Annotated in this window: 21 protein-coding genes and 1 pseudogene; 13 read left to right on the top strand and 9 right to left on the bottom strand. The window is 65.8% G+C overall.

Annotation, left to right across the window (positions count from 1 at the left end; genetic code table 11):
* The first annotated feature begins 3 nt into the window (after positions 1–3).
* The 6 genes from sctS (at position 4) to DVS29_RS23455 (ending at position 3,216) form a co-directional block, all read left to right on the top strand.
* Positions 4–264: a type III secretion system export apparatus subunit SctS gene (gene sctS, locus DVS29_RS23475; RefSeq protein ID WP_118182912.1), complete on the top strand. Its 261-nt coding sequence runs from the start codon at positions 4–6 to the stop codon at positions 262–264.
* Positions 261–1,010, top strand: coding sequence for a hypothetical protein (locus DVS29_RS23470; protein ID WP_124800700.1), 750 nt, complete (start codon positions 261–263; stop codon positions 1,008–1,010). Before sctS ends, DVS29_RS23470 begins: the two co-directional genes overlap by 4 nt.
* A gap of 47 nt (positions 1,011–1,057) precedes the next feature.
* Positions 1,058–2,083 carry an HrpD5 family protein gene (gene hrpD5, locus DVS29_RS23465; RefSeq protein WP_118182910.1) on the top strand — a complete coding sequence of 342 codons (1,026 nt, stop codon included), beginning with the start codon at positions 1,058–1,060 and terminating at the stop codon, positions 2,081–2,083.
* 8 nt (positions 2,084–2,091) lie between these two features.
* Positions 2,092–2,340 carry a hypothetical protein gene (locus tag DVS29_RS23460; RefSeq protein WP_118182909.1) on the top strand — a complete coding sequence of 83 codons (249 nt, stop codon included), beginning with the start codon at positions 2,092–2,094 and terminating at the stop codon, positions 2,338–2,340.
* 125 nt (positions 2,341–2,465) lie between these two features.
* Entirely contained in the window at positions 2,466–2,672 is a 207-nt protein-coding gene (locus tag DVS29_RS37005) for a hypothetical protein (protein WP_124800699.1), read from the top strand.
* 88 nt (positions 2,673–2,760) lie between these two features.
* Positions 2,761–3,216 (top strand): CesT family type III secretion system chaperone, encoded by a 456-nt coding sequence (locus DVS29_RS23455; RefSeq protein ID WP_118182908.1) that lies wholly within the window; start codon positions 2,761–2,763, stop codon positions 3,214–3,216.
* A 229-nt stretch (positions 3,217–3,445) separates the two neighbouring features.
* On the opposite strand, the gene DVS29_RS37000 is transcribed toward DVS29_RS23455, so the two are convergent.
* Positions 3,446–3,652 carry a hypothetical protein gene (locus tag DVS29_RS37000; RefSeq protein WP_124800699.1) on the bottom strand — a complete coding sequence of 69 codons (207 nt, stop codon included), beginning with the start codon at positions 3,650–3,652 and terminating at the stop codon, positions 3,446–3,448.
* Positions 3,653–4,027: 375 nt separating this feature from the next.
* Here DVS29_RS37000 and DVS29_RS23445 point away from each other — a divergent pair.
* The 3 genes and pseudogenes from DVS29_RS23445 (at position 4,028) to DVS29_RS23435 (ending at position 7,404) form a co-directional block, all read left to right on the top strand.
* A pseudogene (locus tag DVS29_RS23445) lies at positions 4,028–4,624 on the top strand (histidine phosphatase family protein).
* Between the two features lie 3 nt (positions 4,625–4,627).
* Positions 4,628–5,593 (top strand): hypothetical protein, encoded by a 966-nt coding sequence (locus tag DVS29_RS23440; RefSeq protein WP_118182905.1) that lies wholly within the window; start codon positions 4,628–4,630, stop codon positions 5,591–5,593.
* A gap of 242 nt (positions 5,594–5,835) precedes the next feature.
* Positions 5,836–7,404, top strand: coding sequence for an ankyrin repeat domain-containing protein (locus tag DVS29_RS23435; RefSeq protein ID WP_124800698.1), 1,569 nt, complete (start codon positions 5,836–5,838; stop codon positions 7,402–7,404).
* 178 nt (positions 7,405–7,582) lie between these two features.
* Here the strand turns inward: DVS29_RS23435 and DVS29_RS36995 are convergent, their stop codons facing one another.
* The 5 genes from DVS29_RS36995 to DVS29_RS36985 form a co-directional block, all read right to left on the bottom strand.
* The gene (locus DVS29_RS36995) at positions 7,583–8,296 is read right to left on the bottom strand and encodes a hypothetical protein (protein WP_124800697.1); all 714 of its coding nucleotides are present in this window, start codon (positions 8,294–8,296) and stop codon (positions 7,583–7,585) included.
* 156 nt (positions 8,297–8,452) lie between these two features.
* Positions 8,453–10,708: a hypothetical protein gene (locus tag DVS29_RS23425; RefSeq protein ID WP_118182902.1), complete on the bottom strand. Its 2,256-nt coding sequence runs from the start codon at positions 10,706–10,708 to the stop codon at positions 8,453–8,455.
* A 126-nt stretch (positions 10,709–10,834) separates the two neighbouring features.
* Positions 10,835–11,482 (bottom strand): hypothetical protein, encoded by a 648-nt coding sequence (locus tag DVS29_RS36990; RefSeq protein WP_124800696.1) that lies wholly within the window; start codon positions 11,480–11,482, stop codon positions 10,835–10,837.
* A 5-nt stretch (positions 11,483–11,487) separates the two neighbouring features.
* Positions 11,488–11,667, bottom strand: coding sequence for a hypothetical protein (locus tag DVS29_RS23410; RefSeq protein WP_118182899.1), 180 nt, complete (start codon positions 11,665–11,667; stop codon positions 11,488–11,490).
* Positions 11,668–11,821: 154 nt separating this feature from the next.
* Positions 11,822–12,898, bottom strand: coding sequence for a hypothetical protein (locus DVS29_RS36985; RefSeq protein WP_124800695.1), 1,077 nt, complete (start codon positions 12,896–12,898; stop codon positions 11,822–11,824).
* A gap of 49 nt (positions 12,899–12,947) precedes the next feature.
* Between DVS29_RS36985 and DVS29_RS23400 the strand changes: the two genes are divergently transcribed.
* Positions 12,948–16,808, top strand: coding sequence for a hypothetical protein (locus tag DVS29_RS23400; RefSeq protein WP_124800694.1), 3,861 nt, complete (start codon positions 12,948–12,950; stop codon positions 16,806–16,808).
* Positions 16,809–16,818: 10 nt separating this feature from the next.
* Here the strand turns inward: DVS29_RS23400 and DVS29_RS23395 are convergent, their stop codons facing one another.
* Positions 16,819–18,231, bottom strand: a complete 1,413-nt coding sequence (locus tag DVS29_RS23395) for a S8 family peptidase (RefSeq protein WP_118182896.1) — start codon at positions 18,229–18,231, stop codon at positions 16,819–16,821.
* 270 nt (positions 18,232–18,501) lie between these two features.
* Positions 18,502–19,905: a hypothetical protein gene (locus DVS29_RS23390; RefSeq protein ID WP_118182895.1), complete on the bottom strand. Its 1,404-nt coding sequence runs from the start codon at positions 19,903–19,905 to the stop codon at positions 18,502–18,504.
* Between the two features lie 369 nt (positions 19,906–20,274).
* Between DVS29_RS23390 and DVS29_RS23385 the strand changes: the two genes are divergently transcribed.
* Entirely contained in the window at positions 20,275–21,039 is a 765-nt protein-coding gene (locus tag DVS29_RS23385) for a TorF family putative porin (RefSeq protein WP_118182894.1), read from the top strand.
* Positions 21,040–21,296: 257 nt separating this feature from the next.
* Positions 21,297–21,590: a hypothetical protein gene (locus tag DVS29_RS23380; RefSeq protein WP_240655758.1), complete on the top strand. Its 294-nt coding sequence runs from the start codon at positions 21,297–21,299 to the stop codon at positions 21,588–21,590.
* A gap of 66 nt (positions 21,591–21,656) precedes the next feature.
* Here the strand turns inward: DVS29_RS23380 and DVS29_RS23375 are convergent.
* A protein-coding gene (locus DVS29_RS23375; protein WP_118182893.1) for an IS5 family transposase occupies positions 21,657–22,468 on the bottom strand; the annotation gives its coding sequence in 2 pieces (ribosomal slippage) (positions 21,657–22,120 and positions 22,120–22,468; 813 coding nt in all).
* Between the two features lie 1,049 nt (positions 22,469–23,517).
* Here DVS29_RS23375 and DVS29_RS23365 point away from each other — a divergent pair.
* Entirely contained in the window at positions 23,518–24,015 is a 498-nt protein-coding gene (locus tag DVS29_RS23365) for a lytic transglycosylase domain-containing protein (RefSeq protein WP_118182891.1), read from the top strand.
* Position 24,016: the final 1 nt, after the last annotated feature.

Below are 24,016 nucleotides of genomic sequence, written 5' to 3'. Positions count from 1 at the left end.
CCCATGGACGCCGATGCAATCACACACCTGACAACCAACGCGCTCACGCTGTGCCTGCTCGTCTCGCTGCCCGCGGTGGGTGTCGCGGCCGCGGCGGGGCTCTTGATCTCGTTCATTCAGGCCGTCACGTCGCTGCAGGACACGAGCATTTCGCACGGTCTCAAGTTCCTGATCGTGACCGTGGTGATCATCGTCGCCGCCCCGTGGGGCGCGTCCGCGGTGATGCAGTTCGCGCAATCGGCGCTGCGTACGGTGTTCCCATGAACATGCGCGTCAACTCGCCGATCGCCCCGCCGATCAACGACCCGTCCTCCGATAACGCGTCCGGCGCGGCGCAGACGCAGGAGGTCCACAAGCATCGCGGGCCGGCGCGCGCGCAGACCCACAAGCCGGCCACCCACCCGCGCGCCAAGAAGCGCCGCGGCGCAGACCCGCAGGACGGTGTGGATGAAAGCGGCGCCAGCGAAGAGCTCGTGATGATGCTGGCCGAGCATCAGCAGCGCAACACGGAAACGGTGATGCGCGTCGGCGAGCGCTATCACGGCGAGCACAGCAACTCGGGCGGACAGCAGGACGACGGCGAGCACGAGACGGCGCCAAGCGTTTCGCAAGCACGCCGACGCCTGCGGCTCGCGCGCGGCGCGCAGAGCCCCGAGGACATCAAAGCGGCGCGACTCGACGCTGAAGCGGCACTGCTCGAGACGCGCCGCGCGCAGGCGACCGAGCGGGTAAACACGAGTTCAACCTACGCGGTGCTGACGATCATGCGCGACTTTCTCGCGATGCCGAGCGCGGTCGCGAAAGAAAACGGCACGCTCGCCGCGGTGCGCCAACGCCTGATCGAAACAGTGGAGGCACCGGTTTCGCGCGCGCCTGCCCAGCAGGAATCGATCAACACGCTGATGCCGGTAATGCGCCTCATGCTCGAAAAGAAGCGCACCGACGACGAACGCAAGCTCGCGCTCGCCAAGATTAACGCGATGCTCGGCCACCGCCGGGCGCGCCTGTAAGCGGTGCGCAAAAGCGCGCGCCGCACGACGAAGCAAGGAGTTCGCTCATGACCAAGGAAATTCGTTTGCTGACCGGCCGCCATGCCGGAGCACGCATAAAGTTGAATCCAACGCTGACGCGCATCGGCCACGATGACGAAGCGGACATTCAGATCAGCGACTGGGACTTGCCCGCCATGCAACTGAGCCACCACGAAGACGGACGCCTTTCGATCGCCGACGCCGCCGGACACGGCGACGCGGTGATGCTCGACGACTTCGTGCCGCAGCGCTTCGGCAACATCGTGCTCTGTGCGGGCGAGGCGGGAGCTGCATGGCCGTCGGACATCGCGCTGCTCGAAACGCTGCTCGCGCCCGCTGCGGCGCCGGTTGCCGCTGTGACGGAGACCGCGGAAGTCTCCGCGATCGAAACGCCGATGGTGGCTGCCGTCGCCGCGCGCAAGCGCCATACGGCGCGCAATGTGGGGCTCGCTGGCGTCGCACTCTTGGCGATCGGCTGCGTCGGCATCGCGCTGCCGGCCGTGCTGCAGCCGCGCCCCGCCGCCGAGATTCGCGGCGAGGCCCCGCAGCTCACGGCCACGATGCTGCAAAGCGCATTGACGCGCCTGAACCTCGCGGACGTCGAAGTGAAACCCCAGGGCGGACGCTTCACGATCGTCGGCATCGTGCCCGATAGCACAAGCGAAGCGATGGCGCGCAACGTCCTCGAACGGATCGCGGCGGGCCGGCTCGACTGGCGCATCGGCTGCGTCGACGAGATCGTGCGGAGCACGCAGGAGTCGCTGCACGACGCGGCGCTGACGGTCCGCTATCTCGGCAAACGCGAATTCGCCGTTGCCGGCGTCGCAAAGAATGCGAACGCGGCGCGCGCGACGCTCGAGGAAATCAGCGGCGACCTTATGCCGATGGTGACGCGCATCGCGCTGCAGTTCACGTCCGACGATCGCATGGCGGCGCCCGCCGACATCGAATCGCTGCTGGCCGTAGACGACCTGCAATATATGGTGTCGAGCGACGGGACGAAGCATTTCGTCGACGCGCTGCACACCGCCCAGCCCCCTTCAACCGAATGAGCCAGATCATGTACGACGCGATGACCCCTGAATTGATCGACGTTCTCGACAACGTGAAGACGCTTGCCGAACAGCAGCCGGCGCAGCGCCGCAAGCTCGGCGACGCGGCCCTCGAGCTCCAGCGCATTTCGGCCGGGATCGTATCGCAGGCCGTGAAGCTTTCCGACCCGCTCGCGCGCCAGTCCGCGACGACCGTAGCCGACGGCCTGGCCGCCGCCGCGCAGCTGTGCCGCACGGCGATGGAATCGGATTCCTGACGCGCAGCACCTCGCTTTCTCCGTACGCGGATGCGGGTGCGGGCTTGCAGCACCCCTGGCCATGAGGCCACGGCAGCTCGATGCTCAACCGGGCTCTTTCTTGACGTTACCTAAGGAGTACTACCATGGCAGGCAAAACTTCCGCAGCTGCAGCCGGCGCAAGCGCAGGGGATAGCGCAGCAACTGTCGCCGCAATGCAGGCCAGCACGGCCGCTTCGATCGCCGAGCAGGACGCGGCAACGATGGACGAAAACGCGCTGAACAACGACGCGGCCAAAGACCAGCTCGAAGAAGCCGGTCCGAAGAACGCGAAGAGCCTGACGCAGGGCTAAGCGTGATTCGGGTGCGTCCTCGCGCCGCGCGGGGCGCACCCTTTTTCGTTCGCGTCCCCTGCCCTCTCATCGACACCGCGATTCTCCCATGAGCCTAGAACGCCGCGATGAACTGGTACGCGAGCTCTGCAAACTGCGCGGCATCGGCGACGCGGGGTATGCGGTCAAGCAAGGCATCGTCTGCATCGACGACTTCGATATCGCAATCGACTACTTCGAAGAAGATCCGGCAGCCATCTACGTGAACTTCCAGTTTGGCGTCGTATCGGGAGGCCGCACCCTGCGCGTGTTCCGGCTGCTGCTCGAAGCCAATCTGTCTGTCTATGCGCAGGACCAGGCGCAGCTGGGCGTCGAAGCCGAAACCGGCGGCATCGTGCTGGTGGTGCGGGGCATGCTCAACGAAGACGCCGATGGCCAATGGCTCGTCGACATGATCGAGCACTACGTCGAGCATGGGCGCTATTGGCGCGAAAATATTTTGCTGTCGGACGATGAGATGTTTCGGCATCTCTGCGATGGTGCGTATGTTTGGATTCGCGCTTAGGCCAACGCTGCTGACTCGCACGCGCTAACCGGCCAAAGGGGTCCTGTGGCTTTCACCTTGTACAGCGTGGGGTTGGCAATTTGCACGGGCATCGGCGTCGGGTGACGCACTTCGCCATGGTGGATGGCGGAGGATGAAACGTTTTCTCGCATTTGCCGAAGAAGGACGATGCGGACAAGCTAAAAAAAGGGTGCGCCCCGCGCGGCGCGAGGACGCACCCGAATCACGCTTAGCCTTGCGTCAGGCTCTTCGCGTTCTTCGGACCGGCTTCTTCCAGCTGGTCTTTGGCCGCGTCGTTGTTCAGCGCGTTTTCGTCCATCGTTGCCGCGTCCTGCTCGGCGATCGAAGCGGCCGTGCTGGCCTGCATTGCGGCGACAGTTGCTGCGCTATCCCCTGCGCTTGCGCCAGCTGCAGCTGCGGAAGTTTTGCCTGCCATGGTAGTACTCCTTAAGTAATGTCAAGAAAGAGCCCGGTCGGGGCATCGTGTTGCCGTGGCCTCGTGGCCACGGGTGCTGCAAGGTCTTCCGCGTTTTCATCGTTTCCGATGTGTCTGCGTTGGAGTCAACTTTAGGCGAGTCCCCGCAGGCAATCCGCGCAGCAAACGAATTTCCTTGGTCGTGAGCGAAACCGTCGCATCGTCAGCGCTTCACCCCGCCGAGCAGGTCCCGAAGCCAAACCTGCGCCCCCGTTAGCAACTTTTAACGCCGCGGCAATATCTACGCTGCAGACCGGCTTGCCTCTCGCGCGAGCCTAGTGCAGCCGCGCGCCTCCTGGCTGTGCCGGTCCGAAGAACCCTCACTGACAAACCGCCATGACGCTTTACTTCGTTCGCCACGGAGAATCCCTCGCCAATGAACAGAATTACTTCGCGGGCGCCAAGAACTCCCCGCTGACCTCGCTCGGGCACCGGCAGCCGCAGCAGGCCGCGCGCTACATCGAGCGCCTCGGCATCGCCTTCGACGAAGTGCATGTCTCGACGCTGGAGCGCGCGTAAGCGACCGCGTCGATCATCCTGGACGGCGCGCCGGGCAAACCGCACATCGTCACGAGCGCCGCGTTGGTGGAGCGCGACTTCGGCATCTTCGCGGGCGAGAACAAAACGCTCATCAAGAAGTCGATCGGCCATCGGCTCTACGACTTCTGCTCCCATCATCTCGAAGGCGCGCCGCCGCACGGCGAGCTTTGGATGGACATGTTCTCGCGCTGCAAGATCTGCTACGACGACGTACTCGGGCCGCTCGATCGGCAAGGCAAGCACTTGCTCGTCGTCGTGCACAAGTACGCCGTCGAAATCTTCGCGCTGATCGCCGCGGCACTGTCGCTCGACGCATACATCGACTTCAGGCTGCCGAACTCGCGCCCGCTTTCATGGGACGAACTCAAGCGCATGACGGCGCGCAGTTGGTAGGCTTTGAGCTATGCCGGCGAGCACGTGGAGATCTTCCTGCTGCAGTGGATGCTCAGCGCGGCGCTATGCGGCTTCGGGCTGTCGCTCTTCGGCGTTCAACATGCCGCATGTTCTGCACAATTTCGCAAACGTTTGCCTGCTGTCGTGAATGCGTTCTTCCTCGCGTCACGCGTCAAGCCGGGTTCACTGCGCACTCGCGGCGGCCCGGAGAACGTAGCGCTCGGCGTGATGAGCGTCGTGCGCGTGACTGGCGCGGGCGCCCTGCTCACCGGGTTTCGCAGCGAATGGCTGCATCTCATCGGACTGCTGCTGACCGTGCCGCCCGCGCTATCGGCGCCGACGTTTTCGCTGGCGCGAGGCGGCGACTACTTCTTCGCGGCGCGATATACGCTCATCCTGTCGATCGTGCTGCCCGCGATCCTGGCCCTGCTCTACGTCGAACAACACGAGATCATCGGCGGCATGTGGCCGCTGCAGCGCTTTTTCATCGTGCTCGTGGTCGCCCTGGCGCTGCCCTCGCTCGCCACGCAAGGCTGGCGGCGTGCGCGGCCGATCGCGGCCGGGCGTTTGTCCACCAACTGGGGCTGGACGGGCTCGCTCGCGGCCGACGCGCTGCATTCGGGCAATTGGCGCGCATGGGCCGTGCTGCTGATGCCGTTCGTCCTGTTCGGCGCGAGCCGCGTGGGCAGCGCGCTTTATGTGCGGCTCCAGCAACGCATGACGGAGCGGCCGGCTCCGCCCGCCGTCGCGCGCGACCTCCACCTGCTGCAAACGTCGCCGAACATCTTTCTCTGGCTGAGCCTCTTGATGCCGAGCGCGTTTTGCGACGCGCCGACGCCGATCGCGGGCACGCTGCTCGATTTCTTTGCGTTCGCGCTACTCGACGAAGCGATCGTTGTGCGACGGTTCCGGCATGCGATCACCGCGAGGGTGTTCAGCCGGGTGGCGCTGGTTTCGCATGGGCGATGAGCCGCGAGTGACGTGAGCGCCGCGCCCAGACGTTTCGAATTTGGCTACGTTTTTGCGCTGTGCGCCGAACCTCGCTTGCCGCTTTGCAAGAGACTAAGAACCGCCCCCCTCGCGTCCGAGCTGCGCGGGGGGCCTTCCCGAGACCCTGTAGATCGATCATGAGACCCATTCGACTTGGCACTTCCAGCACGCCGCCCGCCAGTCCGGCGCCGTCCCACGAAACGCAACCGGTTCGCGGCAGCGTGGCCTCGCCGGCCCGAAACGCATCCAGCTGGCTGCAAAACCTGCGCAGCCCTGCGCGCGCGGCGGCAACGCCGGCGACTCCGTCGCAGCCGCGCGCCTTCCTTCCTAGCGCTGGCGCGACGAGCAGCGGCGCACCGAGCGCCGATGTGTCGGTAAAAGAAGCGCTCAAGGCAATCGACAAGGGCGCGGCGACGCGCCTCGACAAGCTGCTGGCCGCGCAGCCCCAGTTGTTGACGCAGCACACCGCCGCCGGCCACACCTTGCTGACCCATGCGGTCGCCGCCGGCAGCCACGATGCGGTGAACATCATTCTGCGGGCGGCCGAAAGCGCCGAAGCCGCGGCGCGGCATGCCGGCACGGACTTGAACATCACGCTGAGTGGCGTTGTGAATCTTCCCGATCTCAAAGGCCGCACGGCCCTCGCCCACGCGGCGCTGCAGGGCGAGGCAAACATCGCGAGGCAGCTTCTCGAACTCCACCACGAGACCGCGCCCGGCCACCGAGTCCCGCTCGCCGACATCAATCGGCCCGACCTGAAGGGCATGACGCCGTTGAACCATGCAGTCGCCCGGGTGCGCGGTCGGCCCCGAGGCAACGGCAAGGACGTGGCGCTCGCCATGCTCGCGCGGCAGGACCTGCTCCCCGACGAGACGCCGCCTGGACAGAAGACACCCATGCAAACCGCCATCGAGCGCGGCACGCCGGAAGTCGTGAGCGCCATTGCCCGCCATGCCAACGCCGATCCGGACATGCCCGACGCAAGCGGACGGACGCCCGTTTGGCAAGTGATGAAGCACTGGGAAAAGAGCGAGAACTACTACGGTAGAGACATGCCCTGGGAAACCATGCTGCCCGACCTGATGGCGAACCCCAGAGTCAACCCGCAAGCGTGCAATGCGCAGGGCCACACGCCGCTCACACACATCGCTCAATTCACACCGCCCTTGTTTCCGATGACCCATGTCACGCTTATGAAGAAGCATGTGACGTGGATGGAAAACACCGTGCGCGGCATCCTGGAGGCGACCCGCGGAAGGGCGAACTTCGACCTGCGCACGCCCGACGGCAACCACGAAACGGTCCTACACATAATGAGTCGGATCACGCAGGCCTCGCACTTCTACGCGCCCTTGTACCGCATGCTGGCGGACGCGGTGCACCGCCAGGCCATCGCAGCCGCCCGAGAATCGCCCGCAGCGATCCGCGCGCAAAACGCGGAGACCCGCCGCAAGATCGACGGCGTGATCACCGAGCTGCTGGAAGAGCGCGCCGAGTTGGGCACCTCTGAGGCTGCCACACCTGAGCAGGCGGCGCGCGCGCTCAGTTACCTCGCGCGGATCGATCAGGCCCGCGTGGCCGCCATGGACCACAATCCGACGGTCGCGAAGGCCATTGTCGGCGAGGTTCAGGACGCCATCGATGAGGATATCGACTTGGGGGGGGATGAGGACAACGAAACGCCCACAGCGCTAGTGGGAGCGGACTACACTTCGATCTCGCGGCAGCTGGGTCAGATCCACAAGCTGGCGGAACTGGTCGGCAGCCTACGCGACGAACCCGCTGCCTGACGCTTCGATCGAGATGCTCACGAACGATGCCCCGGTGATCGGAAAGCCATCGGGGCATCGTTCGTGTGTCGCTCGCAACGAGGGCTTGCAGATGTGTGATATCGTGGGGCAGCTGTTCGAGCGTCCGTCGTGGTCGGCAGCGAGACCACCTGTCCGGTCAAGTCTCAGCTAATCCAGCTTATTCCGAGTCGCCTTCTTCCTGGATGCTCCCGAGCGCTGGCTCTCGGCTTGCGCGGGGCGTCGAGCTGCTGCCCATTTCTTGCATGATTGCCCTGATCGCGGGCGTTATCTCTGGATAGGTCGATGCGGCCGCGCGGCTTCGCATCGCCGCCAGCGCCGCCTCGAATTCCTGTTCGTCCGAGGCGGCTGCCTTCTGAGCGTTGCTGGGACTCGCCGGCTCCGGTTTTCGCTTCTGGAACTCCGCCGCATATTTTGCTTTGGCAACGAACCGGGCCGTCACCGAGGTGGGACGTTCTTCGTGCATCAACTCGCCCAACCGGCGCGGCGGTTTCGAATGCGCTTGTGACGTCGAGGCGATCTGGCCAGCCGGCGCCCGCTTGGGAGCCATGCCGCCCGAGTGCGTCGGCCCCGTGTTCGCGGATTTAGGCGCGTCGCTCGTATGGCCTCGGTGCATGTGTTTGATGGCAGCGGCAATGTCGCCGCTGCGATGCGCTTCGGCGCTCGAGAGCGAGGGCGCGGCACGGCGCGGCGCCGGCGTGGCAGGCTGGCGCGCCGGCGAAAAAGCCTTATGAAGACTTTCCAGGGCGCCCCCAAGAGAACCGCGGCGACGCGATTCGCGCGTCGATGTCGCACGCGAGCCGGACTGCTCGCCGGCGCCTGCTGCGTTTTCCGTTTGTGACCTCGTTAAGCGCATACCATTCGTCAGCTTCATCCTATCCTCGCGTGATTGCTCAATGGGTATGTCGATACTGCGTCGCGTGCATGGATCGTGCGCTATCGGTACCCGAAAATTCGATGCTTAAAGCGAATATGCATCGCTTACCTATCTTTTCCCGATCTTGCCGCGCTCGGAAAACTACTGCCGTCATCAATACGGCGACACCCAAGGATGCAGATGGCTGATCCGCGGGCCGTCGCCGCGACGCCACTCGATCGCGTACTGGCTCGTGCTCGTGCGCGCCGTTTCGATGCCGCGTGCGCTGTTGCGCACGCCCTGACCGATCTCGCGGCCGTGGTTGCAGAGAGCGTCGACGCGCCCGCCTCTCGCGATGCGCTCGATCTCGTCCGACGTGGGCGCGAGCAGCGCCGATCCTGACTTCGCAAGCTCGTGCTTCGCGATGTCGGCGATCACGCGCAGCACGCTCGCGCGCGAACGAAACACTCCGTGGCGCGCGACGCTGGTCAGGCGCGCGCGCATCTCCTCCGGGCGCTGTCCGACGTGCACGTCGACGGCGCGCACGAGCGCGTCCGGCGCAATGAGCTTGTGCAGCTCCGGATTACGCAGCGCCGCTTCCCAGCGCCTGTCGAGTTCGGCTTCGACACGTCCCGCCTCGTCGCCGCGCGCGGCGCGCCGGCGCACCCCCTCACGGTGCGCGTCGCGCAGCTCGCCGAGCGTCTTGCGATGCGCGGCCAGCTCGACCTCGATCGCGTCCAAGTCGTCGGATGCCGCCATATGGCGCGCGCTCAGCCCCGCATAGTTCTCGAACTCCTTCTTGTGTTGCGCCGTGTACCGCTCGATCTCGCCCGCGAGACGGCCGATGCGCACCTCGAGCTGGTCGAGGCTGACGCCGTCGCCGCGAGTCGACGTTTCGGTGATCGCCGACTGCATGCCGCCTGGCTGCCGCTTGCGCTCCGCCTCGCGGTTGAGCGCGGTCCGCTCTCGATTGAGGCCGGCGATCTGCGCGCCATAGACGGCATCGAGCCCGGGCCCGAACGTCTGCCCCATCTTCTCGACATCGTCCACTTCGTGGGCTTGCACGAAGTGATGCTCGAGGGCGTCGATCATCGATTCGAGCGCCTTGGGATGCTTCTCCAGGTGATCAACCATCGCCCTGAGACGCGGCACGGCGGCGGCAACGTCCTGCCGTGTCAGCACCTGGCTCCCGAAGCCGATGGTAGGCAGCCCGCGCCGCTCCACGCTCGACATGTCTTCCAGCGCCTTCCTGAATTCGCTCGTGATGTGGCGCGCGACGACCCGCGAAGGCGCCTGGTTGAGCCAGCGGCGCACCCGGTTCATCTGGTCGAGCGACTTGCCGCTGCGAGAGCCAACGGTCGCCACGCGCAGGCTGCGCCCCATGTCGTCCGCGAGATTGTCCTCGACGTCGGGCCCGATCGATTCGAGCCCTGTGCTCGACGCGGCCTGCATGAACGCACCCAGCGCCGCGCGCGCATGCTCGGCCGTCGCGTCGCCTTCGGGCGCGGGCGCGAACGCCGTCTTGAGCGCCTTCTGAAACTGCCGGTCGAGATCGCCGGGCCGCCGCACGGCGCGCGTCGACGGCTTCGGCAAGCCGCGCAACCACGTCTTGACCTCGCTCTTGAGCTCAAGGGTGACGGTATCCATCGATTCGAACGCGGCCACCACCGTGAGCGCTCTCATCTTGTCGCGCACGGCGACCTCGCCGGCATGGCCCGCAGCCGCTTTGCGGCTCTCCTGCAGCGAAGCGATCCGCTTCGTCAGCGCGTCGATCCGCGGGGCGTGGCTGGCACTGGCCGCCGAGGGTGCCGGACGCGGCGTGCTCCAAGCTGCGGCGGACGGCGCCCGCGGCAACGCGGCCGCGTGCTCCTCTTGCAGCCTCGCGAGCCGCTGCGTCTTGCCCGCGAGCGACGCATTGAGCTGCTCCACGACCTTTCGCGCCTCCTCGCACTGGACGCCGAGCTCGTCCATCCGGCCGGCGGCGTCGGCGCGCGAGGCTTCGAGCCGCCGGACAACTTGCTGCAGATCACCCTTCGACATCGGCGGCGCGGCGTCGGCGGGTTCGGGCGGCGCCATCAGGTCGGCCAGTTGCTTTTCGAGTGTGTGAATCTCGTCGGCCAGCTCGACGACCGCCTGGATTTCGCGCTGCCTGGCTTCCCGCGAGACAGCGGTGGCGGGGGCCGTGGCGCTTGCGCTGGCCTGGCGCGCGGTCAGCGGCGCCTTGCCCGTGCGCGACGGCCCGGCGGACGATTCCGCCTCCACTGCCACCCGCGGCGTCAAGGCGCCGAGCGCGCCGCCGGTGGAAGCGCGCGGGCTGCGCTGCGGTGACTCCGGGGGCAATTGCTGCGCGGAGGACGCGCCGTGTGCGTCATGCGCGGCGATGCCCTCGTGGGGCAGATGGGCGCGCGTTGTGGGAATGGGCTGAACCATATGCATCCTTGTATCGGGTCGCGGCGGATCGCTTGGTCGTTCTAACGATGGCGTGTCGCGCGCCCCGGGAATCGTTGATGAGGCATGGGAACCGCAAGCGTCCCGTGCCGCCGGAAACCATCCTGCTCAATTGCCGACGAGCTTTGACATCGCATCCGACTGGACTTGCGTCAGCCGCTTCAGGCTGTCCGAAAAATTCTGCTGACGGTCGAGGTGCGCCTTGGCCGCCGCGATCTGCGCCTGGTGGTAGGCCAGGTGCGCGGCGTGGTCGGCGGCGTGCTCGATGTGCTCGGCGCCTTCGTGAAGTGCGTATCCGACGCCGTGATGAGGACCGTGCGCAGAGCCTTTTTCAGGCGCGGCCTCCTGGGCGTCGTGGCTGTCGGCCGTAGGTTGTGCATCGCCAGCGCCGGAAGGCTGGGATTCGGTCTTCGCATCGCCGGCACCGTGCGGCTCGGCCTTCGTTGTCGCTTCGCTCGCCGACGGCACCGGATGCTGCGCCCGCGCGAGCGGCGGCGCCTCCTCCCGGCTCGACCGGTTCAACGAGCTCAAGCGGCTCAGCTTGGCGGCGGCCGAACGCGGCGGCGCGGCGTTTGCGCGCGTCTCGGCGTTCGTCGCTTCGCCGGCGGGCGAGGCACGCCGCTCAAGTGGCAACAGCGACGGCTCTGAACGGGTTCGCCGCAGCGTCGGCCTGGCCGCCGGCGGGGGCGTGTTTCCCACCGGCGGCATCGCGTCGGCATGCGCGGCACTGCTTTGACTACTCGTGATCTTCGGCATTCGTGTCACCTTGCCAGCAGCGGCGCGCGCTCGGGATGCGCGAGCACGTAGGCCGCCCGATAGTGCGGCGCCGGCTCGAAGCGAACCTCGGAAACCGGCTGCGAGCAACACACGCCGAGACAGCAGGCGACCGAAATCGGAAGCAGCCGCGGCTTATGCCGGCGGCGGACAAGGTTGGCTTTCATCGTCTTCTCCTGATCAAGTCATCAGCAACAATATGACGAGCCGATTGTCCACGCGCCCGATGTGCGCCCGCGCCGCCCGGAGCGAATCGGCGGAGACGGCGGCGAAACGGTTCGCACTTCGCATGATGTAGGGCCGAACGCAGCCACGCCCGACTCAGCGGATGAAGCGCGAGCGGCGCGGCGTCCTGCGCGCGTTGCGGTCATCGGAAGGCGCAGCAAAGGCGAGCCCGTCGCGGCCCGCAATTTCGAAATAGACGCTCGCGGGCGGACACAGGTCGACGATCCGGAATGCGCCGCCGGGATTGAAGACGATGACGTGAGTGATCAACGTGACTTGAGCTGAGCCATCGGCGAAGCGAACCGTCGATTCGTCCGCGAAAGCGGGCACGGTCCACCCCGGCAGGCCGGCACGCGCCATCGCGTCGACGATCGACGCTCGCGCGTGAGCCGGATCGGACGGCGCCGGGCTGATCCGGCCGAGTTCCCTGCGCAGGCGATGGAGCCGGCGCTTCGTTTCGGGCTTGCGCCCGATCTTCGGTCTCACGGCGAAAGGTTGCGCGTTAGGCGCGTGAGCGGGCGTCAATGCGGCCAGACCGTGGCTGCAAGCGGGAGCGGCACGCGCGAGCCGCCGCGCCGCCGGCGCGCTTGCGCCTTCTGCCGGCGGCGCGGCCGCCAGCCCCTGGCTGCCGCTTCCTCTCATGATTCTCGACATGGCGATGTTGGATGGTCCTGATGTCTGGCGTGAAGCGTGACGACGCGAGGCCACCGAATTCTCGTCACCTTCCGCACTCGCCGCACGCGACCGAAGCGAAACCCCGAGGACAGCAGCGAAACGGCACACCCCATCCCGACGCCCGCGGAGCGCGCCGTGCGAATGTTCGCCGCCGCCCCCAAACTTTCGCTGGCCCGTCGCGCCCCGCGGAGCCGCGCCACTACCCTTCGCTGAACTCGACGCTTGCTGCCGCATTCCGTGGTTTGCGTCGCCCATCGACAACACCCTAACCTCAGACGGGGTCGCCATGCCTTCCTCGAGTACTGTGACGCGCTCGCATTCCAACCAGTCGCTGGCGACTGCCGAGGCCAACGCGCCGGACACGCCGAACGGGCCCACAGCCGAATCGGCGGCCAGTGGCCGGAAAAACAGGAAGAGCGCGATTTTCAGCGCATTCCGCTCGTTCTCCGGGCTCGGCTCATCGTCGAACGCCTCGTCGCTCAGGCGCTCGAACAGCAATCCTCATGCGCTCGATCTGCAACGCCAGAATCCGCGCCTGGGCTCGTTCGTGGAGCGCGAGAACCACGCCGAGCGACAGCGGCTCGCGAGCATCGCGCCTGAAGACGAGCTCGTGCAAGTGGTCCCGCCCCCGGCGGAATATTCGAATCCGCTAACGGACACCGAGCACGTGGAGAATCAGGCGCTGTACAACGGCCCGCCGGTATTCGACGAAGAGCCGGTATTGGACGAAGCATCCAGCACGAGCGAGATCTACGAGGAAGACGGCCACAGCACGCACAGCCGATCCGACTCGGAGAACGAATCGCACGGCCACGGCTCGTCGTCGATCAGCCGTGATACCACGCCGATCCTGGCCGCTCGGGGCGGCCCGGCCAACCTGCTGAACGACCAGCACCTGCAGCGCAACCCTCACCGATTCCACGCCGGCGTCAACAAAACGTGGTTCGGAATCCGAAGCACGACGACGCCCGGCGTTCCCATGGCGCTGAACCAGGCCGGCCCTGCGTTGACCCCCCTGCACCCCGTCACCCCGGCCGGAACTAACGAAATCGCGCCGCCCCCGCCCGCGTCGCCCGTCACCGGCGTGCGCAAGAACAAGACGCTCAAGGCCGTCAAGACCTTCGTCGCGCAACTGCTGCCGCAATCCATTCTCGCGACCCGATCGCATGGCTCGCGGAGGTCGCGGACCAACCTCGAAGAGATGCTGCCCTCGCTGACCCGCGCGGACGGCCTCGGCGCGCGCGTGCAGTCGCTCTTTCACGCGCCCGAAGGCGACACCTCGGCCACCGAGCTGGCGCAGAAACTCAATGCGGCGCTGGACCCCGCGAATCCCCACACGCTTGCGCCCGCAAACAATACCGAGCTCGGTTTCACGCATCATGCGCTGATCGCGGAGCGCCTCGCACAGGTCACAGGCGGCGACGCCCCCCGCGCGCTCACCGCCCTCGACGCGCTGACGCAAGGCCGCTTCCTGCCGTTTCATACCGTCGATTTCGGCAACGAGGCGCCCCCCGAGCGCCTCGAGACGCTAATCGCCTTGCCACGCAACCGCGAGTCGCGCGCGCAACCGCAGCTCGATGCACTCAGCGTCGCGGCCAAGCTCGGTGAATCGCCCACCGGCTACGAAGCGCTCACGCGCGCCTTGCAGCCGCAACTGCCGGACAACCGCCAGCCCCACTTCAAGCGCCTGCTGGAAGCCATCGCCAAAGTCGAAGCGGAACGGGGTGCGGCGGCCGACGTCGCCTTGCACACGATCACCGCGCGCGGCGCGCTCGATACAAACCAGGCCACGCTCGCGCAGCACGTGCTGCATATCGAGAGCCATGCGCTCGAATCGGTCGACGAGGACCCGCACGCGTTGCTCTCCGCCGCAGACAAAGCCGCGATCTTCTCGTGGGACAATGGCTTTCGCGAGCGCGGCCCCGGCAGCGATCTCGCCAAAGTCCAGGGACGCCTCGCGAAGATGGGCAAATACGTCCAGCGCGCGAACCATCTGCAGAACCTGCGCAACGTCCGCTTCGACCGCAACGCCCCGCTGCGCTCGGGGGCGAAGGTCGTCGACGCGAAGGCGCGCATCTTCGCCATGCGGGCCCAGCAGACCGTGGGCCGCAAGAAGTCGCCGCTCACCGGCATGCGCACCTTCGGCGCGATCAACAACTGGCTGATGCACCCGGACGAAGACCCTCCGATTCTCGACAACAACGCCAAGGTCGCCGTCAAGCTCTTGCGCCATCACCTGCAAAAGAGCATAGGCAGCCATGCAGACTATGCCGTGCAGCTCGCCGACACCCGCTCGCGGAATCTGCCGAAGCCCGTGCTGCGCGAGGCGGTGCTCGAGCACTGGGAGTCGCAGTTCGAAACGGGCAACATGCGCCCGCTCGGGCTCAAGCTCGACGACGCGGCGGTGAAGCAGATTGCGGAGAAGATCGCGGTGCGCTATGGCGTCGACCGCGAAGCGACGCGCAGCCAGATCGAAACCCAGTTGCGCCAATGGACGGGCACACGGTTGAAGCGCCATGGCTTCAAGCTCAATCGCAAAGTGAGCCGCGAGCTGACGGTCGGCGACCTCAAGCGGTGGGCCAAGGACGCCAACATGCCGCTGCGGATGCACACGCCGCTTGGCGCGGCGGTGGCCGGCGGCGCGTCGCCGCAAGAGGCCGCCGAGCTCGCAGCGGCGTCGCCCGAGCACGACGGAGCAACCGGCACGCCGACGCCCGCTGGCTCGCCAACCTACATTCAGGAAACCGAGTTCGCCGAGGCGCTCAGACGCTCGCTCGCCGTCGTCAACGCGCCGGCAGTGCGCGCGGACGACCTCACCCCCGACGGTCTGCACCGGTACACGCGCACCTACCTGCTCGAGCACAACTGGGGCAATCCGCTCGTCGCGTCGAACGGCGGCTCCGCGGGGATCAACACGGGCTCGATTTCCGAGTCGATCCACAAGCTCGCGAAGAAGGTCTTGCCGGCGAGCGTGGTGCCGAGCTTCGACCTGAGAATTTCGCGCACGAACAATGCGGTGATGAACATCGGCTCGTCGACGCACGGCGGCGAGATCTTCATCGGCACGCAGCGGCAGAAAGCCGCCTCGTTCGGCGTGGGCGTGTCCGCGAGCATCGGGCCCGGCGTCCTCAAGCATATCCTTGGGCAGGCTGCGGGCAATGCGGAAATCACGCCGCTCGCCTATGAAACCGTGAAGACGCGCGGCGTGATGGTGCGCTCGCTGCGTCCCGAGAAAGCCGACCGCAGCGGCTTCGACACCGCAGCCGCGCGCGGCGAGCTCGTCAAGTTCAACGACCTCATCTGGTCGATCGCCAAGGGCGAGCACGACAAGGACGGGAACCCGGTAACCCCGGAGCAATCGTGGGAGTTGATCGCGGACCAGTTCTTCAAGAGCCCGACGCTCTCCATCGGCTGGCAGGAGCAGGACGCGGACACCCTGCATCACGGCTACAACACGTCGGTCGGGGTGCGCGCCGGACACACCATCGGCAAGTGGATCGCCCGCGCCTTCACGAACTCGGAAGTCGAGCGCGCCGCGGTGAACGTCGGCTTCGCCGGCGACCTGACGACGCTCGGCTCGAACCGGCGCCGGGAGGAATCGGGCAAGAACCGCAACGTCCGGGCGAACCACCTGTGGCGCTTCCAGAAGAACATGACGGCCGGCGTGACGCTGACCAACCCGCCGATTCCGCTCAGCCACGCCACGGGCGCCGTCACGGCGTCGATGGCGAGCGGACCGACGTCGGTCACGCACACCTTCGCGCTCGACGACCGCGGCTTCAATGCGACGTTCCGCGCCATCATCAAGGCCGGCAAGCTCTCCGAGCCCTTCACGCTGCGCGAGTTCGAAGAGCGCGATGCGAAGGCGTACGTGAACTTCCTGCATGAGCCGTCGCGCCGCGCTCAGTTCACGCAGGTCTTTAAGGCTGCCTACGGCGACGAGCACGGCCAGGAAGAATTCGATAACTTCCTGACGAAGACGAAGAACTGGGCCGGCCCCGCCCAGCACTTCGTCGCGCGCTATCGCGTGCGCACCGAGGACCGCAAGATCCTCGACGAGCTGGCGGCCGTCGCCCACGCCACTTACGAGCGCAATCCGAACGATCCGGAGCTGCCGAAGATCGAGCGGGCCATGAAGTCGCGGCTGGAGGACGAAGATACCTGGGTCCCGGCTCAGCTCTTCTCGCTCGAGCAACAGACCGCCCGCGACACGCTGGGCCTCAATTTCGGCGTGCAGTTCAGCGCGACGGAAGCGGTCTCGAGCGACCGGGAGCTGACCGCCGTCTCCGTGCCGCTGCCGATCGCGGACGAATGGACGCGCCTGCGCAAAGAGGAGTGGCGCCGCGGTGAAGGACCGTACGACTCGAGCGTGCGGCAAACCGCCGAAGACCATACGGCCGGGGTGTGAGGATGAAACCTCAGCGGGTGGCGCTGAGCGTCGCGCAGGCGTTCAGCACCACCGCCGCCAAGGCGTTGCAGGCATTGACCGTGGGCACGGCGCCAGCGTGGTTCACGCTGGCTTTGAGCGCGGCCAAGACCTGGTCGGCGTCGAGCTGCGGATCGAGCGCCAACAGCAGCGCCGCGATGCCGGAAACGTAAGCAGTGGAAAACGACGAACCGGATTTGAAATCGTAGTGGCCGCCCGGTGCGAGGGTGAGCACGTCGCGGCCCGGCGCATGGATCACTGCGGAGGATTTCGAGCCGGAACCGACCACGTCCGCAGCAATGACTTGCGGCACGCCGACCGGAAACGCCCGAAGGTCCCCGTTGGGGGGCATGGCGCCGACGACGATCGCGCCGTGCCGCAGCAAGTATTCGATCAGCTGGGTCAAGAGCGGATCGGGCGGCCCGGAGAGGCTCAGGTTGACCACCTGCGCATGCAAATCGATCGCCACCGTGAGCGCCTCCGCGAGCGTCAGCGAATTGCAGACCGACACGCCGGCCGGCGCACCCTGGTTAGCGGCACTCTGCTGCCAGCAGGCCTTGAGCGCCAGGATTTTCGCGCCCGGCGCGACGCCGATGATGCCGCGCCCGTTGCTCGGATTGGCCGCGATCACGCCGGCCACCGCCGTGCCGTGCGCGTCGCGGTCGAAGCGCGATGGGTCGTGGTCCACGAAATCGCGCGATAGCGCGATGCGCCCCGCAAGATCGGGATGCGAAACGTCGATGCCCGTGTCGATCACGGCGACCCGCACGTCCTTGCCTTGCGAAATGCGCTGGGCTGCGAACGCGTCGATGTCCTTCAGTCCGCGTTCGAGATCGACGTAGTTGCCGTCGTAATTGGGGGCCGCCAGCGTACCCACCGTCCCTAGTGTGCGAAAAGACTGCAGCGGCTGAGCGATCTTCACGCGCCGATCGTGCGCGAGCCTGGCGAGCACGTCTTCGCGGCTCTCTTTGCCCGTGACCTCGAGCACCGCGCAATGCACCTGCAGCGGCATGATCGGCCAGGCCGTCACCTGACGCACCGGGTAATCGCGTTCGAGCTCGGCCACCGTCGCCCGCGCGCTGCCGTAGGCCGCGTAGCCCGGCGCGCCGTCATAGGCGCCCCCGGTCGTGCCGGCCAGCATCGGCACCGATTCGCTGGGGTTGGCCACCGTCACGATGATCATCCGGTCGCCATGCGCATTCATCTCTTCGAGCGCGGCGGGATCGATCTCGAAGTTCGAGGGCGGAATCAGCGGCATCTCCGTGCAGGCGGCGAACAGCGGCAGGAGCAGGCACGTGAGCCGGGCGCAGCGCTTCAGCGCTGATCCCACGCGCATCCTTTCAATTGGTTTCACGGTTTTCTCCCAGGATGAGGCAAGCGCGGGGCGCGCCGCAAGACGGTCCATTGTCGGGTCTTTCTCTTTGCAGGTTGGAGAAATGGCGGGATGCCGCTCAAGGTGAGTGCCGGTCGCGGCGACCCGGGTTGCAAATGATTTGCGCCGGAAAGCGGGGACGGGGACGGAGCCGGTCCGCGCGCGCGGTCGAAGGCGGTGACTGCCGAGGCCGATGAAAACGAGCTCAGCGAATGGAGGAGGTGGTGCGGAGCACGGCGGGGATGGGACGAGTGGGCGGCAGACGCGGCGGCGCAGTGGGCACGCTGCCGCGCACCGGTTCGATCAGCTCGTCTGCGACTGATCCAGACCGCCTTGGGCCGCCCAATCGAAATCGTTCGCGCCCGCGATGCCGTCCGCGCCGGCGACGTCGTGCGTTTCAATCTGATTGAACGTGCTCGGATGGTCGAGCATGAACATCGCCGCGTTCGTCACCTCGGACGGCGTACCGCTCTGCGGGTGGTAAGCCATCTGATACAGCTGGTTCGGATCGAGCGTGCCGATGCCCTGCTGGTCCATGTAAGCGCCGAGCGCGCTCGACGCCGTCTGCGCGGTCATTGGCGTGCCGTCGGCGTTGGTGAGCGGCTGCGCAGGCGTGAGTGCGCCCAGTCCGCCCTGAGCCGCCCATTCGACGTCTTGCACGTCGGCCATGCCGCCCTCGCCCGCCTGATCGTGCGATTCGATCTGGTTGAACGTGTTCGAGTGCTGCAGCATGTATTTCGCCGCTTTCGACACCGAGTCCGGCGTCCCTGCTTGCGGGTTGTACGCCATTTGATAGAGCTGATTGGGCGTGAGCGTCCAGACGTCGTGCTGGTTCATGTAGCTCGCGAGCGCGCCGGCCGCCGTTTGCGCGTTCATCTTCGGAGCGTTGCCCGTGGTCAGCCCGCCTTGTGCGGCCCACTGGAAATCGCTCGCGCCGGCAATGCCGTCTGTGCCCGGCGCATCGTGCGTTTCGATCTGGTTGAAGGCGTCGGAATTCTCGAGCATGGTCTTCGCCGCTTGCGACACCGTAGCCGGCGTGCCGGCCTTCGGGTTGTACGCGAGCTGGTAGAGCTGGCTCGGATCGAGCGTCCAGACGCTGTTCTGGCTGATGTAGCTCGACAGCGCCCCCGCTGCGCTTTGCACGCTCATCGGGCTGCTGCTTCCGGAGCCGTTGTCGGAACCGGCGCCACTGTCGTCCTGCGTTGAAGCGTCGTCGTCGAGGCCGCCTTCGGCCGCCCAATCGAAGTCGTTCGCGCCCGCGATGCCGTCCGCGCCGGCGACGTCGTGCGTCTCGATCTGATTCAAGACATCGGGGTTCTGCAACATGAACTTCGCCGCCGCCGTCACATCCGGCGGCGTGCTCGCTTTCGCGTTGTACGTCATCTGGTAGAGCTGATCGGGATTCAGCGTCTTGATGCCGTTCTGGTTCATATAGCCGGCAAGCGCGCCCGATGCACTCTGCGCCGTCATGCCCGCGTCCGCCGTGGCGCCGGTGTCGCTGGTGCTGTCCGCGTCGCCGGTGCTGTCGAGATCGGACCCGCTCACACCGTCTTGCGCGAAGAGCTCTTGCACCATCTGCTCGAGCGACGCCAAGGCGGAGCCATAGATCGAATCGAAATCGGCGGTAGTCGCGCCGGGCTGCGCTGCTTGCGAACTGTCCGCGCTGGCCGGATCGGGAGAAGCGGTGGTATTGATGGAAACGTTCATGGTAGGTCTCGTCGTGGAATGGAAGTACCGGGCCGCGTGCGGCGGCACGGGTCTCGCCGTGCAAGCAGCGCGCGCGCCCGTGGTGCGCATGAGACCCGGACCCAACGCGTCGCTCTTCGCGCAACGATAGGCGCGCGGCCGGCGCGCCACGCGGGGTGCGGCGAAAACCGCGAGACTTCAGCGAACCGATGGCCTCGGATTCGACAAGGCGGTGTGGCGCACCATCGGGGGCCGACAGAATTTCGTTCGCGTGGCGTTCCGAAGTAGGATCGGGCACAGGCCGGCCAGAGCCCCGCTCCCGCCTTCGTTCGAGCGCGCGGCCGCTAGTCCATTCAGGAAACACTTTCGACAGGAACCCATCAGGACGTCATGACGTCTAGCCGTCTCTCGCCCACGCGCTCGCCGGCGGCCGCGAAGCGCGCCGCCCGCCTCCTTCGGCACAGCATTCCCTTCGTGTGCGTCGCCGCCTTCTCGCTGCGCGCGCCTGCCGAACCCAGCGACTGGCAGTCCCAAGTCAACGCGGCGACCGACCGCATCAACCGTGGCATCGACCAAAGCGTCAATACGCCGTCGATCGGCGCGGGAGTCGACTGGTATCCCGGCAGCGGCTTATTCGCGGGCGCCTCGGCATGGACGATCAAGCTCTTCGACGGCGCGCCCCTCGGCGGAGAGTTTCTCGTCGATGTCGGCTACGCCTGGCGCTGGAAGGCCGACTGGAGCTTGACGGCGATGCTCGCGCACTACCAGTTCGCGCACAGCCCCGCGGCGTCCCACCTCGAGTACGACGACCTCGATCTGATCGGCAGTTGGCGGGATTTCGTGTTCTTCTCCGTGAGCGCTTCGCCGAACACAGCCTACGGGCCGTCGTCGAGAACCTGGGCGTACAGCTACAACCTGACGACGCACGTGCCGCTGTCGCACGGGCTCTCGGCTATCGCGGGGGTCGGCTACTACGACTTGCAGGCGGGGCTCGGCGGCGGCTTTCTCTACGACAACATCGGCCTGAGCTACCAGTACCGCGACGTGAACTTCCAGGTCGGATACTTCGGCACTCGCGCGTCGGCGGCCATCCATGCCGACCTTGACCCGTCGCTCGTGCATCGCTGGGTCGCGCAGGCCAGTTGGCATTTTTGAGGCCGTTTTCTGAAGATGCCGTGCGGGCTGAAGGTTGCGCCGCAATGAGCAGGGCGTTCCATCGGCAGCGCGATCGCCCCATTCCCAGGCCGATTCGGCACGCCGCGATTCGGCCTGCGCTAAGGCTTTCCTGGCATTCGATTCAGGGCAGATGCCGCGCATTTTCGGTGCGTTCCGACTCCTCATCATCTGTGGCCGCTTTACGATGAACTCATTTAGCCGCCCTTTAGTCACCCTTTATCCGGCCCGTTCGTCAAGTGCGTCATGTTCCCCTTCCTATCCGACGCGAAAACGCCATCGAGGATATCCACTCGATTTGCCAACGCCTGTTCGATAGTTGGTGCGACACGAACAATGTGACGGCCCTCTCGTATCTGATGCGCTGCTGGCCGCTGCTGAACAGCGATCCAACGTCGCTGCGCAAGCTCGACGAAACGCTGCGCCAGCTCAGGAGGCAGCACGGTGATGCCGTCGATCGCGAAACGCTGCAGATGCTCGGCAAGTTGGCGGACTGCTGCGCCGAGGTTCTTGCCTGCCCCTCCGCCGTGTAACCCCGGCATCGTTTCGCCGCAGGCATCCAAGATTCGCCCACCCGCGCCGTAACGCGCTTAGAAGCTTTAACAAAATGACTTTTGAAGCTGACGCCAGCAGATGATGCAGCAGGCCAGCTTCAGGAAAGCTTCGTGAATGAAGGCAAGTCGCTCGAAGCGGATGCGCAGGCGCCGGAAGTTGTGAAGCCACGAGATGGTGCGCTCGACGACCCAGCGGGTTTTGCCCAACCCACTGCCGTGAGGCTCGCCTCGACGTGCTATCTCGGTTGCAATGCCGGCGGCATGTAGCGGGCGACGGTATTTGTCGTGGTCGTAGCCCCGGTCGCCCTGAACGATGCGCGGTTTCAACAGCGGCCTTCCGCGTTTGCCGCCGATCGGCGGGATTGCATCGACCAGTGCCTGGAGCTGGGTAACGTCGTTGCGATTAGCGCCTGTCAGGATGACCGCGAGCGGGATGCCCTGCGCTTCGGTGATGAGGTGGTGCTTTGAACCGGGTCGCGCGCGGTCGGTGGGATTGGGTCCCGTTTTTGACCAGCGCCGAGCGCACGGATTGAAGAGGAGTCGACGATGACCCGGGACCAGTCGATCTGGTCGGCAGCGCGTAGACGTGCGAGCAGCAATTCGTGCAGTTGGTCCCACACACCCGCTTCCTGCCAGTCGCGCAGGCGCCGCCAGCAACTCATGCCGCTGCCACAGCCCATCTCTTGTGGCAGCAGGTCCCAGCGCAGACCTGTCTGCAGGATGAACAGAATGCCGGTGAGCACTGCACGATTGTCCAACGGCTTGCGCCCGGGGTAGCGCGAACGCCGGGGTTTGGGCGGCGGCAGCAACGGTTCGATCAGTGCCCAGAGGTCGTCGTCGAGTATGGGTTTGGCCATGTCCCTTTCGCAGTCGAAACAACGAAAAGGTTAACAGGAATGGCCCGAAGTAAACAGTCCCATGCGTCATTAGAGGGTAGCCACGTTCCCTCTCGGGATCGCGGCCCCCGAAGAACCGTACGTGCGAGTTTCCCCGCATACGGCTCAAGCACGGCACGAAGCATCTCACTGATGCCGGTCGTGCTTGTATCAACACAACCTTCGCTGACGTCGCATCGTCGATTCATCCCGCGGACACGGGACAAGGGCGCCGAACCGTAGTGCTACCGGTCTCTCTCAAGCTTCCCTTTCCCCAAACTTCGATGCAGGCCAACGACCGCCGCACCACGCGCACGTCAGCACCCTTTCAGGTTGGGGCAAATCTTGAACCCCTATGTCACCCGTTACAGGCAACCATTCGCTTCTTGCGCATTCTCAATCCCGCTTCCTCAGCAGCGTCCCTTGCGGTTCACCTGCCAACGTTCCAATGAATCGGGCGTCGGCGAGGAATCGGGGTTCCCGCGTTCCCATCCCTACCGACCCGGGGCCTCCCGGGCCTATCCGTTTAGCACCTGCCTATCCCCCGATGGCGCTTTGACGACGTGCATCCATAACAAAGGGATGCAACCGGCCATTCACCATTTTGGTCAGAGCCTCTCAGCAGCTTTGGCTCTTTGAAGCTAACGGGGTTTGCAACAGTTCACTTACGTTGTGCATGCGGAACTTGCCTGGCCCCCACACCGCACGGCTGCTGGCAGTGTCAACTCCTTTCCGGTCGCCCGGATGAGTCGCCCATGAGGAGGGTACGTTGTTCCCGAAGCTTCGCACCCGACCGTTACCGGTCGCGCACGTTCGGGTAGGCAACTGCTGGTCGTACAGCAGGTCACGGCTTCACTCTCCGATGTTCAGGTGGTTGAATGTGACAAGGCAGAGAAGAGCTTTGCCATCCACTACGTTGCCGATTTACGTCCGGCGGACGGCGACACGCGTCGCACTTGTTAAAGCTTCTTAGGGGACGATGACAATCGGTCTGTCGAATCGCTTTTTGCAAGACCCGACAGGACACGCCGATGAAACTCCGCCACCCATCGCGATTGCTGCTCGTGGCCCTCGTCTGTGCACTCGGTGCCTTTTTCGCCCCCCCGGCGCAAGCCGATTGCTTCGACGACGCGGCCGCCTATCAGCACGTGAACCCTTACGTGCTGCGCGCCATCGCGTGGCTCGAATCGCGCAACCGCCCCGAGGCGACGCACTTGAACGACAACGGCTCCGTCGACTACGGCGTCATGCAGATCAACTCAATCCATCTGCATGAGCTGAGCCGCTACAACATCTCGCGCACGACGCTGATGCAGCCGTGCCAGAACGTCTATATCGCGGCGTGGCACCTGCATCGCATGATGGAGAAATACGGCAACACTTGGGCCGCGATCGGCGCCTATCACTCGCAGACGCCGGCCGAGCGCGATGCGTACGCGCACAAGATCGCGCGCATTCTCGCGGGCTGGAATGAGGTGCCGCCTCAGCAGCCGGCGGCAAACGGCGACAGGCAACAACATTCGCCGTAGC

The organism is Paraburkholderia phosphatilytica, assembly GCF_003443895.1.
Taxonomy (GTDB): domain Bacteria; phylum Pseudomonadota; class Gammaproteobacteria; order Burkholderiales; family Burkholderiaceae; genus Paraburkholderia; species Paraburkholderia phosphatilytica.
The sequence above is the reverse complement of the archived record's forward strand: the minus strand, read 5'-3'. Positions and strand labels throughout refer to the sequence as shown.

What these genes read in the sequence shown, in the direction of transcription:
- sctS (WP_118182912.1), top strand. Translation starts at nt 4, where the DNA reads ATGGACGCCGATGCAATCACACACCTGACAACCAACGCGCTCACGCTG.
- DVS29_RS23470 (WP_124800700.1), top strand. Translation starts at nt 261, where the DNA reads ATGAACATGCGCGTCAACTCGCCGATCGCCCCGCCGATCAACGACCCG.
- hrpD5 (WP_118182910.1), top strand. Translation starts at nt 1,058, where the DNA reads ATGACCAAGGAAATTCGTTTGCTGACCGGCCGCCATGCCGGAGCACGC.
- DVS29_RS23460 (WP_118182909.1), top strand. Translation starts at nt 2,092, where the DNA reads ATGTACGACGCGATGACCCCTGAATTGATCGACGTTCTCGACAACGTG.
- DVS29_RS37005 (WP_124800699.1), top strand. Translation starts at nt 2,466, where the DNA reads ATGGCAGGCAAAACTTCCGCAGCTGCAGCCGGCGCAAGCGCAGGGGAT.
- DVS29_RS23455 (WP_118182908.1), top strand. Translation starts at nt 2,761, where the DNA reads ATGAGCCTAGAACGCCGCGATGAACTGGTACGCGAGCTCTGCAAACTG.
- DVS29_RS37000 (WP_124800699.1), bottom strand. Translation starts at nt 3,652, where the DNA reads ATGGCAGGCAAAACTTCCGCAGCTGCAGCTGGCGCAAGCGCAGGGGAT.
- DVS29_RS36995 (WP_124800697.1), bottom strand. Translation starts at nt 8,296, where the DNA reads ATGAAGCTGACGAATGGTATGCGCTTAACGAGGTCACAAACGGAAAAC.
- DVS29_RS23425 (WP_118182902.1), bottom strand. Translation starts at nt 10,708, where the DNA reads ATGGTTCAGCCCATTCCCACAACGCGCGCCCATCTGCCCCACGAGGGC.
- DVS29_RS36990 (WP_124800696.1), bottom strand. Translation starts at nt 11,482, where the DNA reads ATGCCGAAGATCACGAGTAGTCAAAGCAGTGCCGCGCATGCCGACGCG.
- DVS29_RS23410 (WP_118182899.1), bottom strand. Translation starts at nt 11,667, where the DNA reads ATGAAAGCCAACCTTGTCCGCCGCCGGCATAAGCCGCGGCTGCTTCCG.
- DVS29_RS23395 (WP_118182896.1), bottom strand. Translation starts at nt 18,231, where the DNA reads ATGGACCGTCTTGCGGCGCGCCCCGCGCTTGCCTCATCCTGGGAGAAA.
- DVS29_RS23390 (WP_118182895.1), bottom strand. Translation starts at nt 19,905, where the DNA reads ATGAACGTTTCCATCAATACCACCGCTTCTCCCGATCCGGCCAGCGCG.
- DVS29_RS23385 (WP_118182894.1), top strand. Translation starts at nt 20,275, where the DNA reads ATGACGTCTAGCCGTCTCTCGCCCACGCGCTCGCCGGCGGCCGCGAAG.
- DVS29_RS23365 (WP_118182891.1), top strand. Translation starts at nt 23,518, where the DNA reads ATGAAACTCCGCCACCCATCGCGATTGCTGCTCGTGGCCCTCGTCTGT.